At 71.1% G+C, this 13728-nt stretch carries 13 protein-coding genes and 1 riboswitch; of the genes, 10 read left to right on the top strand and 3 right to left on the bottom strand.

Going from position 1 to position 13728, the window contains the following annotated elements:
• The first annotated feature begins 158 nt into the window (after positions 1-158).
• Positions 159-1538 (top strand): ROK family transcriptional regulator, encoded by a 1380-nt coding sequence (locus AQJ67_RS30350; RefSeq protein WP_062722539.1) that lies wholly within the window; start codon positions 159-161, stop codon positions 1536-1538.
• 23 nt (positions 1539-1561) lie between these two features.
• Here AQJ67_RS30350 and AQJ67_RS30345 read toward each other — a convergent pair whose 3' ends face one another.
• From AQJ67_RS30345 to AQJ67_RS30335, 3 genes are all read right to left on the bottom strand, one after another.
• Positions 1562-2317 (bottom strand): SDR family oxidoreductase, encoded by a 756-nt coding sequence (locus AQJ67_RS30345; protein ID WP_062722538.1) that lies wholly within the window; start codon positions 2315-2317, stop codon positions 1562-1564.
• A 113-nt stretch (positions 2318-2430) separates the two neighbouring features.
• Complete coding sequence (locus tag AQJ67_RS30340; RefSeq protein ID WP_062722779.1) at positions 2431-3318, bottom strand: RNA polymerase sigma-70 factor; 888 nt, start codon at positions 3316-3318, stop codon at positions 2431-2433.
• A gap of 94 nt (positions 3319-3412) precedes the next feature.
• A complete protein-coding gene (locus AQJ67_RS30335; RefSeq protein WP_062722537.1) occupies positions 3413-5734 on the bottom strand; it encodes a chitinase C-terminal domain-containing protein in 2322 nt (773 codons plus the stop codon).
• Positions 5735-5907: 173 nt separating this feature from the next.
• A riboswitch (FMN riboswitch) is annotated at positions 5908-6038 on the top strand.
• A 147-nt stretch (positions 6039-6185) separates the two neighbouring features.
• Between AQJ67_RS30335 and AQJ67_RS30330 the strand changes: the two genes are divergently transcribed.
• From AQJ67_RS30330 to AQJ67_RS30290, 9 genes are all read left to right on the top strand, one after another.
• Positions 6186-6803, top strand: a complete 618-nt coding sequence (locus tag AQJ67_RS30330) for a riboflavin synthase (RefSeq protein WP_062722536.1) — start codon at positions 6186-6188, stop codon at positions 6801-6803.
• Entirely contained in the window at positions 6800-7441 is a 642-nt protein-coding gene (locus AQJ67_RS30325) for a nicotinamide mononucleotide transporter family protein (protein WP_062722535.1), read from the top strand. Before AQJ67_RS30330 ends, AQJ67_RS30325 begins: the two co-directional genes overlap by 4 nt.
• Positions 7438-8820, top strand: coding sequence for a bifunctional 3,4-dihydroxy-2-butanone-4-phosphate synthase/GTP cyclohydrolase II (locus tag AQJ67_RS30320; protein WP_062722534.1), 1383 nt, complete (start codon positions 7438-7440; stop codon positions 8818-8820). Before AQJ67_RS30325 ends, AQJ67_RS30320 begins: the two co-directional genes overlap by 4 nt.
• 27 nt (positions 8821-8847) lie before the next feature.
• Positions 8848-9333, top strand: a complete 486-nt coding sequence (gene ribH, locus AQJ67_RS30315; RefSeq protein WP_057614122.1) for a 6,7-dimethyl-8-ribityllumazine synthase — start codon at positions 8848-8850, stop codon at positions 9331-9333.
• A 33-nt stretch (positions 9334-9366) separates the two neighbouring features.
• A complete protein-coding gene (locus AQJ67_RS30310; RefSeq protein WP_062722778.1) occupies positions 9367-9639 on the top strand; it encodes a phosphoribosyl-ATP diphosphatase in 273 nt (90 codons plus the stop codon).
• Positions 9640-9689: 50 nt separating this feature from the next.
• Positions 9690-10541, top strand: a complete 852-nt coding sequence (gene hisG, locus AQJ67_RS30305; protein ID WP_062722533.1) for an ATP phosphoribosyltransferase — start codon at positions 9690-9692, stop codon at positions 10539-10541.
• Between the two features lie 19 nt (positions 10542-10560).
• Entirely contained in the window at positions 10561-11019 is a 459-nt protein-coding gene (locus AQJ67_RS30300; protein ID WP_062722532.1) for a PH domain-containing protein, read from the top strand.
• Positions 11020-11242: 223 nt separating this feature from the next.
• Positions 11243-12568: a hemolysin family protein gene (locus AQJ67_RS30295; protein ID WP_062722531.1), complete on the top strand. Its 1326-nt coding sequence runs from the start codon at positions 11243-11245 to the stop codon at positions 12566-12568.
• Positions 12565-13653: a hemolysin family protein gene (locus AQJ67_RS30290; RefSeq protein WP_062722530.1), complete on the top strand. Its 1089-nt coding sequence runs from the start codon at positions 12565-12567 to the stop codon at positions 13651-13653. The genes AQJ67_RS30295 and AQJ67_RS30290 overlap by 4 nt, the downstream gene beginning before the upstream one ends.
• The last annotated feature ends 75 nt before the right edge of the window (positions 13654-13728 follow it).

Below are 13728 nucleotides of genomic sequence, written 5' to 3'. Positions count from 1 at the left end.
GACTGCGTCCCGTGCGGACTGCGTCCCGTACGGACCGTTTCCGTGCGCATCGCACTCCGTGTTGACGCCGGGCGTAAACTATCAGGGTCCCTGCCTGATAGATAGGGGATATCCCGGCCGCCCACCGAACGGCCCCGCCGATCTGGAAGGATCCCGGCATGCCCGCATCCCCGAGCACCGCCCGGGCCATCAACGACCGGCTCGCCCTGCGACTGCTCCAGCAGGAGGGCCCGCTGACGGCAGGGCAGTTGAAGCAGCTGACCGGCCTGTCCCGGCCGACCGTCGCCGACCTCGTCGAACGCCTCACGGCCGCCGACCTCATCGCGGTCGTCGGCGAGGCCGGCGAGCAGCGACGCGGCCCGAACGCCAGGCTGTACGGCATCGTCGCCGACCGCGCCCACCTGGCCGCGCTGGACGTCCGTACCGAAGGCGTCTCCGTGGTGGTGTCCGACCTGGTCGGAGCCGTGCTCGCCGAGGCGTCGGTACCGATCGGCGGCGACACGGGGACCGGGCCCGCCGTGGAGCAGGCGGTCACGCTCGTGGAGCGGGTCGCGAAGGAGGCGGGGGCGGACCGGCTGCACACGGTGGGGATAGGCGCCCCGGGCCTGATCGACCCGGCTAGCGGCGAGCTCCGCGACTCCACCGGCCTGCCCGAATGGCACCGCCGCCTGGTCGCGACCCTCCAGGAGCGGCTCCCCGAGGCCCGCGTCAGCGTCGAGAACGAGACCAACCTCGCCGCCCTCGCCGAACAGCGCGACGGAGCCGCCCGCGACCGCGACACCTTCGTCCTGCTCTGGCTCGGCCACGGCACGGGCGCGGCCGTGGTCCTCGACGGTTCCTTGCGCCGGGGAGCCTCCGGCGGCACCGGCGAGATCGGCTTCCTGCCGGTACCGGGCACCTCGGGACTTCCGTCGGCGGTGGACTGCGAGGGCGGGTTCCACTCCCTGGCGGGGTCGGCGGCGATCGTGGACCTGGCGAGGGCGTACGGGTTGCCGACCGAGGGCACGGCCGCGCACGAGCCGCCCGCCGCCGGGGTCGTCAGGGAGGCTGTGGGACTGGTGGCGGGGGCCGGGGGCAGTCAGGGCGGGGACGGCGAGAACACCGGGGGCGAGGACGTAGGGGAGGGGCGCTCGGCGGAGCGGGGCGGGTCGGCGCACACGGCGGGCCCTGCCGACCGGGCAGACGAGCCCCGCGTCGCAGCGGTCCGGGAGACGGGCGGCGCCACCGTCTCCGCGAGACCTTCCGGCGACGCCGCCTCCGCGGCCCGTTTCCTCGACGCCTTCGCCGATCGCCTCGCCGTGGGCGTCGCCTCCGTCGTCGCCATCCTCGACCCCGGCTGCGTGGTGCTCGGCGGGGAGGTCGGACAGGCCGGTGGGGCGGTGCTCGCCGGGCGGGTGGAGGAGCGGATCCGACGGATGTCGCCGTTGGCGACCGTGGTCCGGCCCACCGGCCTCGGCGGCGGGGCCGTCCTGCGCGGGGCGCTGCTCACGGCGCGGGACGCCGCGCAGGACGAGCTGTTCGGGCCGCCGGACCGGTGACCCGGGGACCTGGAAAGCCCAGGTCAAGCGCGCTGCCCACCCCCGAACCGCCGCCCCAGGTACTCCTCGAACGTCCCCTTGCCCACCGCATGCCCCGGCGCCAGATGACCGCCCGAGCGGAAGCCGTCGTACGCCTTGCCCCGCAGCGGCACGCGCAGCACGACACGCCTGCGGCCCGTGGCCTCGAGGTAGGCACGGGCCAGCGAGTCGAAGGTCCGCACCTCGGGGCCGCCCATGTCCTCGACGCGTCCGGCCGGGTCGTCCAGGGCCAGTTCGGCGAGACGGGCCGCGACCTCCGCCACCTCGACCGGCTGGTCCTTCACCCGGGCCGGGAGCAGCATGACCGGCGACTTGGCCAGCATGCCGAGCACCCGCACCAGCAGATCGTGGAACTGGGTCGCGCGCAGCACGGTCCAGCCGAGCCCCGACTCCTCGACCAGCCGCTCCACGGCGAGCTTGCTCCGGTAGTAGCCGAACGGCACCCGGTCGACGCCGACGATCGAGATGTACACGAGGTGCCGTACGCCGGCCCGGCGCGCCGCCGCGATCAGACGCGCCGCCGCCTCCTCGTCACCGCCGCCCGTCGAGGTCGCGCAGTGCACGACCGTGTCCACGGACTCCATGGCCGCGTCGAGGGCAGGACCACCCTTGCGCAGGTCGACGGCGTACGGCTGGGCGTGCCGGCTGAGCACCCGCACCTCGTGCCCGTCCGCCCGCAACCGCTCGGTGACGAGCCTGCCCAGTGTGCCGGTGCCGCCGGTCACCAGGATCGTGGTCATGCTGTTCAGCCCCTTCGGACGCCGGGCACTCCCGGACGGAGCGCCCCTCGTCAGCTGGGACCGAGTACCCCGCGTGAAATGTGACAGCCGCGGACGATCTCGCCGCCGGCCCGCTACGCCCGCGCCAGCTGACGGCGTACGAAGTCCAGCTTGTCCGGGTTCACCACGGCCCAGGCCCGCGCGACCAGCCCGTCCCGCACGTCGAACGTCGTCACCGAGAGCAGCGTGTCGCCCTCCCAGGCGGCCAGCGCGGTCGCGCCGTTGATCTCGACCGCGGTGAAGTCCACGCCCGCCAGGAACGTCCGCGTCGCACCCGCCAGGAAACGGAACACCTTGTCCCGGCCCTCGATCGGCCGCCGGGCCGCCGAGACCTTGCCGCCGCCGTCGCTCGACCAGACGACGTCCGCCGCCAACAGCTTCTCCAGCCCGCCGAGGTCGCCGTCGCGGGCCGCCGTGAGGAACGACCTGACCAGCTCCTCCTGCCGCCCCGGTGACGGCTCGAACCGCGCCCGCTCCTCACCCACCCGCTGGACCGCCCGCCGGTACAGCTGCCGGCAGTTGGCCTCGGACAGCTCCAGCGCCTCGGCGATCTCCCGGTGGCCGTACGCGAACGCCTCCCGCAGCACGTACACGGCACGCTCGGTCGGCGTGAGCCGCTCCAGCAGCACCAGCATCGCCATGGACACGGCATCCCGCTGCTCGGCGGACTCCAGCGGTCCGAGCACGCCGTCCGAGGTGACCACCGGCTCCGGCAGCCAGGGCCCGACGTACTGCTCGCGCCGGGCCCTGGCCGAGGTCAGCCGGGTGAGACAGAGGTTGGTGACGACCTTGGCGAGCCAGGCCGCCGGGTACTCGATCGCGCCCCGGTCGGCGCCGCTGAACCGCAGATACGCGTCCTGGACGGTGTCCTCGGCCTCGTCGGCGGAGCCCAGCATGCGATAGGCCAGGCCGAACAGCCGAGGGCGATGGGTCTCGAACTCGTCGGCGGTCGCGGTGGTCATGCCCTCACCCTGCCAGAACGGCAGGGCGCGGGCGTTGGGAGACCCGGCGGCGGGCAAGGGCCGTCGTCACCGCCGCCGGGCCGACTGCGCGGGGTCAGCAGGCTCCGAGGTCCTGCCACACACCCCACTCACCTGTGGTGCCGGGCTCCTCGCCCTTCGTCCACCACCTGGCCTTCCACGAGTGCCCCGCCCGGGACACGGTGCTGCCTCCGCCGTACTCCGTCGTGGCGCTCCAGCCGGGGTTCGCGCACTCTCCACCGGAAGAGGTGGGGGAGGGGGTCGGGGTTCCCGATCCCGGTTCCACCACGGTCGTGCCGCGTGCGAGGTCCCCGGCCAGCGCGTACGTCCTCCCGCCGAACGCCACCGTCCAGTTGGACGGCGTCGACACCGGCAGGTAGTACACGAGGTCCAGCTCCACCGACGCCCCCGGCGCCAGCGTCTGCCAGCCCGGCAGCTTCAGCGACACCCTGTGGTGGTCACCCTTCAGCCCGCCGACGTTGCTGCCCGTGTGGTCGCTGCGGATCACCGAAGTCCCCCAGCCCGACTGGTCCTTGGCGTTCGCGGGCGCCGAGGTGCCGTAGTCGAACTGGAACTCCGTGCCGCCGGGCAGCGTCGCCGTGGAGTGATTGGTGATCCTCAGCTTGGGGCTGATGGGGTAGTTGGAGTCGCCGAGCGGGAACTGCCCGAAGTCGACGCCGATGTCCAGCGCCTCGGCCGGCAGATCGACCGTCGAGCGCTTCGCGCCGTACGGGGACGCCGACTTGAACTTCTCGTACATCGCGGAGGTCAGCGTCGGACCCGGCTCGTACTGCCCCTTGCCCGCGTTCCAGCCGTAGTCGCCGGCCAGCTCCCACACCATCGTGCCGCCGATGCCCTGGTCGACGACATAGTCGGCCTTGGCGTTCACCGACTGCTCGTCCTCGGTGGACAGGAACACCTTCTTCTCCGCGTTCCACAGCCAGGGCGCCACCAGGGTCGAGTCGTACTTGCGGGCGTACGTACCGGTCAGCCGGGTCCCGGCCGGGAAGCCGTACTGCGTGACGTAGTCCCCGACGACGCCCTTCTCCAGGTTCTTGGCGTGCCACATCGGGTTCGAACCCGCCGGCGACTCCTTGCCGGCGGTGTCGAGGTCGTGCCAGAGGTCGTCGATCCCGACGGCTCCGTCACCGCACTTGGTCAGCCCGGAGCCGGCGGGACAGGTCGTCGAGGGCGCCTTGCCCCACAGTCCGTCCGTGCCGCCCGTGACGTTCTTGAATCCCCGGGTGTAGTAGGGGAGCCCGATGTTGATACGGCCCGCCGGCATCGAACCGCGGAAGTAGTGGTACGCCCAGTCCGTGTTCAGATAGCCGATTCCGCCGTACTGGGACGTGGAATACACGCCCGCAGCGGCGAGTTCGGCGTCCTTCCCGTCGTCGTAGAGGGAGGCGTTCGGACCGACGTACTCGTTCCAGGCGCCGTGCAGGTCGTACGACATGATGTTGACGTAGTCCAGGTACTTCTGGACCTGGAAGGTCTCCATGCCGCGCAGCAGATATCCGGAGGAGGGCGCGGCGACCGAGAGCAGATAGTGCCTGCCGTCCGCCGAGCCCGCGCGGTCGAGCTTCTCGCGCAGCGTCTTCATCAGGGCCGCGTAGCCCTTGACCAGGCCGGACCTGCGGGCGTTGGACAGGGGCCAGTCCAGCGGGTGCCCGGCGTCCTTCATGGACGTCGGGTACTCGTAGTCGATGTCGACGCCGTTGAAGCCGTACTTCCTGATGAACGCGACCGCGGAATCCGCGAACGTGTCGATGCCGGACTGGTTGACCGAACCGTCGGCGTTCGTGGCCATCGAGTAGAAGCCGCCCGAGTTCACGCGCGTGCCGCTGTCGTCGAAATATCCGCCGGTCTCGGCCCAACCGCCCACCGAGATCAGCGTCTTGACGTCCGGGTGCTGCTTCTTGAATTTGTTCAGCAGATTGAAATGGCCCTTGTAGGGGAATTCCGGGTCCGTCTCCGCGCCGCTCACCCCCGGCCAGGTCATTCCCGTCGCCGGGTTCGTCGCGCCGTCGGTGCCGACGGAGATCTCGTTGCCGCCGTCGATGTGCGCGAAGGCGTAGTTGAGGTGGGTGACCTTGTCCCAGGGGATGTCCGGGGCGAGGTAGGCGGGCGTGCCGTCCTTGCCGGTGCGCCAGCCGGTGAAGTAGCCGATCACCCGGCGCTGGTGGTCGGCGCCCATCTTCTCCCGGCCGGCGCCGTCGTAGACCGAGCAGTACGGGACGTCGACGCCCGGCGTCCGGTAGAGACCGTCGGGGCGACAGGACTCCTGGTCGGCGGCGTGCGAGACGGTCGCCGGGAGACCGGCGAGCACCAGGCCGGCGATGGTGCCGAGGGCGGCGAGCACGGCGGGTCTCGCCCGGTGGCGTGAAAGGGACAGCAAGTCGGTTCCTCTCCACGGAAGTTGCGCAGACCCTAGAGAGGACTAGACCAGTGCGTCAATAGGTATGGACCAATCCTGGGAGGGGGTTTGAGGCGGGTGGCCTGTGAGCCACTCCACAACATTCACCCGCATGGACCTGGACCGGGCGTGGCACACTGGCCCTGTACCAGAAGCAGCGCACTCCGGGGTCGGTGAAAGTCCGAACCGGCGGTTACAGTCCGCGACCCGGTCGCCTCCAGCGGCCGGTTGACCAGGTGAAATTCCTGGACCGACGGTTAAAGTCCGGATGGGAGGCAGTGCGCGGCGGGCGGGCATTCGTGCGCGCCGCCGTATTGGTTCGCCCTCCGCGGCGAGCTCTGTTCGGCGTCGCCCTCGGTGTCCCTGCTCGTACATTCTGTCGTCATCGACAGCCCCGGAGTCCGTGCCCCTATGCGGCAGGAGGACCCGGGAAGTGTTCACCGGAATCGTCGAAGAGCTGGGCCACGTCACGGCTGTCGAGAGCCTCGACGACGCCTGTCGCTTCCGACTGCGCGGCCCCGTCGTCACCGAAGGCGCGAAGCACGGCGACTCCATCGCCGTCAACGGGGTCTGCCTCACCGTCGTCGAACACGAGGGCGACGAGTTCACCGCCGACGTCATGGCCGAGACCCTGAACCGCTCCAGCCTGGGCGTTCTCGCCGTCGGCTCCCGCGTCAACCTGGAGCGCCCCACCGCCGTGGGCGCGCGCCTCGGCGGGCACATCGTGCAGGGACACGTCGACGGCACCGGCGAGGTGCTGGAACGCAAGCCCTCCGAGAACTGGGAGATCATCAAGATCTCGCTCCCCGCGGACCTCTCCCGGTACGTCGTCGAGAAGGGCTCCATCACCGTCGACGGCATCAGCCTCACCGTCGTCGACGCCGGCCCCGACTACTTCACCGTCAGCCTCATCCCCACCACCCTCGACCTGACCACGCTCGGCCTGAAGCAGCCCGGCGACCCGGTCAACCTCGAGGTCGACGTCATCGCCAAGTACGTCGAGCGGATGCTGGGCGACCGGCTCTCCTCCGAAGGGGCGACGGCCAAGTGAACTCGCTGAACTCCGAGGCATTCACCCTCTTCGGCCAGCACATCCTCTGGTCGGACATGATCGGCAACCTCTTCGGCCTCGCCGCCCTCGCCCTCGGCTGGCGGCGCTCCATATGGACCTGGCCCGTGCAGTTCCTGGCCGGCCTGATCCTCTTCGGCGCCTTCTTCGGCCACCTCACCGGCAGCGCGGGCAAGCAGGCCGTCGTCATGGTCGTCGCCCTCTACGGCTGGTGGCAGTGGCAGCGCGGCAAGGGCCAGGGCGAGGACGGCCACATCAGCGTGCGGTTCGCCACCTGGCGCGAGCGCGGCACGATGGTCGCGGCGGCCGCCGCCGGCACCGTCGCGGTCGCGCTGCTCTTCAAGGCGTACCCGACCCTGTCCTGGGACCCCTGGCCCGACGCCTACATCTTCGTCGGCACCGTCGTCGCCATGTACGCCCAGGCACGCGGCATGGTCGAGTTCTGGTTCGCCTGGCTCCTCGTCGACCTGGTCGGCGTCCCCCTCAACTTCGCCAACGGCTACGCCTTCTCCGGCTTCGTCTACGTCATCTACGGCGCACTCGTCCTGTGGGGCATGCGCGACTGGTGGCTGCGCTCCCGCAAGACCGCGCGGCCCGTCCTGGAAGGAGCGCCGGCATGACCACGGCACCGATCCTGTACCGCACCGAAGACGTCGAGGACCTCCGGCTCGACCCGATCGAGCAGGCCATCGCCGACATCGCGGCCGGCCGCCCGATCGTGGTCGTCGACGACGAGGACCGCGAGAACGAGGGTGACCTCGTCGTCGCCGCCGAGCACGCGACGCCCGAGATCGTCGCCTTCATGATGAGCGAGTGCCGCGGCCTGATCTGCGCGCCCATGGAGCCCGAGGAGCTGGAGCGCCTCGAACTCCCGCAGATGGTCGCGGACAACACCGAGTCGATGAAGACCGCCTTCACCGTCTCCGTGGACGCCTCCGCCGCGCACGGTGTGACCACCGGTATCTCGGCCTCCGACCGCGCGACCACGCTCCAGCTGCTCGCGAGCGGCAAGGCCGAGCCGTCGGACCTCGTCCGCCCCGGCCACATCTTCCCGCTGCGCGCCCGGCCCGGCGGCGTCCTCGTCCGCAACGGCCACACCGAGGCCGCCGTCGACCTCGCCCGGCTCGCGGGGCTGCGCCCGGCCGGCGCCATCGTCGAGATCGCCGGCGAGGACGGCGAGATGCTGCGGCTGCCCGAGCTGATCCCGTTCGCCCGCAAGCACGGCCTGACGATCATCTCCATCGAGGACCTGATCGCCTACCGCCGCGCCGCCGAACACCCGGAGCCGGCCCGGCAGGCGCCCGCCGCGGCCGAGCAGCGCCCCGCCCTCGTCGAGCAGCGCCTGCCGGACCGCCCGGCCGTCCGCCGCGAGGCCGAGGTCCACCTGCCCACCGCCCACGGCGCCTTCACGGCGTACGGCTACCGCTCCACCGTCGACGGCGTCGAGCACGTCGCCCTCGTGCACGGCGAGATCGGCGACGGCGAGGACGTCGTCGTCCGCGTCCACTCCGAATGCCTCACCGGCGACGTCTTCCACTCCCTGCGCTGCGACTGCGGCCCCCAGCTGGAGGCGGCCCTGGAGCGCATCCAGGACGAGGGCCGCGGAGTCGTCGTCTACCTGCGCGGACACGAGGGCCGGGGCATCGGCCTGATGTCCAAGCTGCGCGCCTACGAACTCCAGGAGCGCGGCCGCGACACCCTCGACGCCAACCTCGAACTCGGCCTGCCCGCCGACGCCCGCGACTACGGCGCCGGCGCGCGGATCCTGGTCGACCTCGGCGTGCACAGCGTGCGCCTGCTGACCAACAACCCCGACAAGACCGACGCGCTCACCGGCCACGGACTCAAGGTCACCGAGCGGGAGCCGATGCCCGTACAGGCGGGCGAGCACAACCTGACGTACCTGCGCACCAAGCGCGACCGGATGGGGCACGACCTGCCCTGGCTGGACCCGGCACCCGGGGCCCCGGCCGCCCTGTCCACCTGCACCAACCAGTAAGAGCACACACCGAGGAGACCTGAGAACGTGAGCGGCAAGGGCGCACCGGAGCTGTCCGTACGCAATGTGGGCGACCTGCGGGTCGCGGTCATCGCGGCGCAGTGGCACGAGAAGGTGATGGACGGTCTGGTGGACGGCGCGCTGCGCGCCCTGCACGACCTGGGGATCGACGAGCCGACCCTGCTCAGGGTCCCCGGCAGCTGGGAACTCCCGGTGGTCGCCAAGGTCCTCGCGGGCCGCGGCTACGACGCCATCGTGGCGCTCGGCGTGGTCATCCGCGGCGGCACCCCGCACTTCGAGTACGTCTGCCAGGGCGTCACCCAGGGCCTCACCCAGGTCTCGGTGGACACCGGAGTCCCCGTCGGCATGGGCGTCCTCACCTGCGACACCGAGGAGCAGGCCCTGGACCGGGCGGGCATCGAGGGCTCCAACGAGGACAAGGGACACGAGGCGGTGACGGCGGCGGTGGCCACGGCGGCGACCCTCCGCTCAGTATCCGAACCATGGCGTTAGGTCGTCCGGTCAACGCGTAAAGTGGGCGCCACCATGTCCAAGAAGACTTTCGAGGAGCTCTTCACCGAGCTCCAGCACAAGGCCGTAAGCGGCGACCCCGCCACTTCCCGCACCGCAGAGCTGGTCGGCAAGGGCGTCCATGCCATCGGCAAGAAGGTCGTCGAGGAGGCCGCCGAGGTCTGGATGGCCGCCGAGTACGAGGGCAAGGAAGCCGCCGCCGAGGAGATCTCGCAGCTGCTCTACCACGTCCAGGTGATGATGGTCGCGCGCGGGATCTCCCTCGACGACGTCTACGCCCACCTCTGAGCACCACCGAACCAGCACACCCGTAAGAGCGAACGAAGGAAGCCGACCTCATGCTGCGCATCGCCGTCCCCAACAAGGGTTCCCTGTCCGGCCCTGCGGCGGAGATGCTGCATGAGGCCGGCTACCTCCAGCGCCGCGAGTCCAAGGAACTGCGGATCGTCGACCCCGGCAACGACGTCGAGTTCTTCTACCTCCGCCCCCGCGACATCGCCATCTACGTCGCCTCCGGGCAGCTCGACATCGGCCTCACCGGCCGTGACCTGCTGATCGACTCCGGCGCCAACGCCGAGGAGATCCTGGCCCTCGGCTTCGCCCGCTCCACCTTCCGCTTCGCCACCAAGCCCGGCACCGTCGGCGCCGACCTGGCGGACCTCAACGGCAAGACGGTCGCCACCTCCTACGAGGGCATCGTCGCCAAGCACCTCGCCGACCACGGCATCGACGCCTCCGTCGTCCACCTCGACGGCGCCGTCGAGACCGCGATCCAGCTCGGTGTCGCCCAGGTCATCGCGGACGTCGTCGAGACCGGCACCTCGCTGCGCAACGCCGGCTTGGAGGTCGTAGGCGAGCCGATCATGAAGTCCGAGGCCGTCGTCATCCGCCGCACCGGCGCGGACGGCGAGGAGCCCAAGGTCCAGCAGTTCCTGCGCCGCCTCCAGGGCGTCCTGGTCGCGCGGACCTACGTGATGATGGACTACGACTGCCGCGTCGAGCAGCTGGAGAAGGCCGTGGCTCTGACGCCCGGCCTGGAATCGCCGACCGTCTCGCCGCTGCACAACGAGGGCTGGGTGGCCGTCCGGGCCATGGTCCCCGCCAAGGAAGCCCAGCGCATCATGGACGACCTGTACGACATCGGCGCGCGGGCCATCCTGACCACGGCCATCCACGCCTGCCGCCTCTGACCCGAGAGGCCGTAGACCGATGTCCTCCGAACTGCCCGCCCTGCCCGTCACATTCCGGCCGGGCCGCACCAGGGCCGTCCTGCTCTCCGCCGGCGTCGCGATCTTCGTCGTCATCACGGCGGTCGCGCTGCTGCTGGAGAAGCTCGGCCCCGGCGAGCGCCTCAGCTTCGTCTTCACCGGCGCCCTGATGTTCGGCGTGCTGGCCATGCTGGCGCGCGTGAAGGTCGTCGCCGACGAGACCGGCGTCACCGTGGTGAACATCGCCACCAGGCGCCGACTGGAGTGGGCCGAGATCGTCCAGGTAAACCTCCGTCCGGGCGACCCCTGGGTGTTCCTCAACCTCAGCGACGGCACCAGCCTGCCCGCGCTCGGCATCCAGCCCGGCATCGCCAAGCAGCGGGCCATCGCCGACGCACGCGCACTGCGGGCGCTCGCCGAGGCCCGTGCCCTCAGGGGTCCGGAGGAGCATCAGGGCTGACTCAGGGGGCCATCGGGGCTCACTGGGGGACGTTCACCCTGACGTAAATCGCCATGTCTTGATTAATCTGTTGGCGGAGGCGTTTTCTGACGCCTCCGCCTTTGATGTCCCAGCCCGCACTCAGAGGCCCCCTGCTACCCGAGGAGTGATTCCCTCCAGCGATGGACGGATCGTCCTGTAGTACCTGCGCCGCCCCCTCCCGACATACCGGGGCGGCGGCATCATGAGCATCCCCTTGCTGCTTCTGGCAGCCGCGTTCCTCCTGATTCTCGCCAACGGCTTCTTCGTGGCCGCCGAGTTCGGCCTGGTCACAGTCGAGGCGACGGACGCCGAGAAGGCCGCAGCCGAGGGCGACCGACGGGCCCACCGGGTCGTCGAATCACTGAAGGAACTGTCCTTCCAGCTCTCCGGCACCCAGCTCGGCATCACCATCACCTCCCTCGTCGTCGGCATGCTCGCCGAACCGGCGCTCGCCGAGCTGCTCGGCGGCCCCTTCACCGCGATCGGCATCCCCGAGGGCGCGGTGTCCGGGGTGGCCGTGGTCGTCGGCATGCTGCTGGCCTCGGCCGTGCAGATGGTGATCGGCGAGCTCGTGCCCAAGAACTGGGCGGTGTCCCGGCCGATGCAGGTCGCGCGCTTCGTCGCCGGCCCGCAGCATGTGTTCGCGCGGCTGTTCCGCCCGGTGATCGCCGCGCTGAACTCCGTCGCCAACCGTCTCGTGCGCGCCCTGGGCATCGAGCCGACCGAGGAGCTGGCCTCCGCCCGCACCCCCGGTGAACTCGTCTCCCTGGCCCGCCACTCCGCCCAGGCCGGCGCCCTGGAGCAGGACACCGCGGATCTCTTCGTACGGACCCTGTCGCTCGCCGAGCTCACCGCGCAGCACGTGATGACCCCGCGCGTGAAGGTCAGCGCCCTGCAGTCGTCGGCGACCGCCGAGGACGTGGTGAACCTGACCCGCGCCACCGGTCTGTCCCGCTTCCCGGTCTACCGGGAGAGGATCGACGAGATCGTCGGCATGGTCCATCTGAAGGACGCCCTGGCGATCCGTTCGAGTGAACGGCTGCGCACCCCGGTCGGCCGTATCGCCCGCCCGGCCCTGCTGGTCCCCGAGACCCTGCCCGTCCAGCCGCTCCTCGCCCAGCTGCGCAGCGAGCAGCCCATCGCCGTCGTCGTCGACGAGTACGGCGGTACGGCCGGGGTCGTCACCCTGGAGGACATCGTCGAGGAGATCGTCGGCGAGGTGCGCGACGAACACGACGGGCAGGACCTGCCCGAACTCGCCGCCGCCCCTCCGGAGGACGGCCGGCCCGCCTGGGACGCCGACGGCAGCTGCCGGGTCGACATCCTGCAGCGCATAGGACTCGACGTGCCCGAGGGCCCGTACGAGACCGTCGCCGGGCTGGTCGCCGATCAGCTCGGCCGTATCCCGGCCGTCGGTGACAAGGCGGAACTGCCGGGCTGGCGGCTTTCGGTGCGCCGGGTCGGTCACTACCGCGCCGAGCGCGTCCGGCTGGTCCGGACCGGGGCCGTGGTGGAGGTCGCCCGATGAGCGTGCTCCAACTTCTCTTCGCGGCGCTGCTGGTCCTGGCCAACGGCTTCTTCGTGGGCGCCGAGTTCGCCCTCGTCTCGGTCCGCCGCAGCCAGATCGAACCGCTCGGCACGGCCCGCGCCCGCCAGGTGCTGTACGGCCTGGAGCGGCTGCCGCAGATGATGGCGGCGGCGCAGTTCGGCATCACGGTGTGCTCGCTGACGCTGGGCGCGGTGGCGGAGCCCACGGTGGCGCACCTGCTGGAGCCGCTGTTCGAGTGGGTTCGCCTGCCGCAGGGCATGATCCACCCCCTCACCTATGTCATCGCGCTCGCCGCGGTGGTCTTCTTCCACCTGGTCATCGGCGAGATGCTGCCGAAGAACATGGCGATGGCGGCGCCGGAGAAGGTCGCGCTGTGGCTCAGCCCCGGCCTGGTCTACTTCGCACGCTTCTGCCGTCCGATCACGGTGGCCCTCGGCGCCGTCGCGCGGGCCATCCTGCGGCTCTTCCGCGTCGAACCGAAGGACGAGGTCGAGGCGGTCTTCACCAGCGAGCAGCTCAACCGGCTCGTCGAGGACTCCGGCCAGGCCGGCCTGCTCGACCCGGAGGAGCAGGAACGTTTGGGGGACGCCCTGGAGCTGGGCTCCCGCCCGGTGACGGACGTCCTCCTGAAGCGCGAGTCCCTGGTCACGGTCAGCCCGTCGGTCACCCCCGGCCAGATCGTCGCCCTCACCGCCCGCACCGGCTACTCCCGTTTCCCGGTGGCCGCGGAGACCGGCGCCTTCATGGGCTACCTCCACGTGAAGGACGTCCTGGACCTGGAGGAGTCCGAACGCGCGGTGCCCCAGCACGTCTGGCGCCCGATGACGACCCTCCGCTCCGAACTCCCCCTGGACGACGCCCTCACCGTCATGCGCCGCGCCGCCACCCACCTCGCCCAGGTGGCCGACGCCTCCGGCCGAGTCCTCGGCCTCGTCGCCCTCGAGGACGTCCTCGAACTCCTGGTGGGCGAGGTCCGCGACCCGGCCCACCGGGACCTGCCGGAGGTACGGGTGACGGGACCACGCCTGAGCACGGGAGAGCCGGAGGGAGCACTGACGGTCTGACCCCAGCCTTGGCGCAGCCCCGCCGGCGTCCCCATATTTCAGCCCCTCCGGCGTTTGAGGAGCGGGGGTCCAGGG

Source organism: Streptomyces caeruleatus (genome assembly GCF_001514235.1).
GTDB classification, from domain to species: domain Bacteria; phylum Actinomycetota; class Actinomycetes; order Streptomycetales; family Streptomycetaceae; genus Streptomyces; species Streptomyces caeruleatus.
Note: the sequence above shows the minus strand (reverse complement) of the source record. Positions and strands in the feature narration are given on the sequence as shown.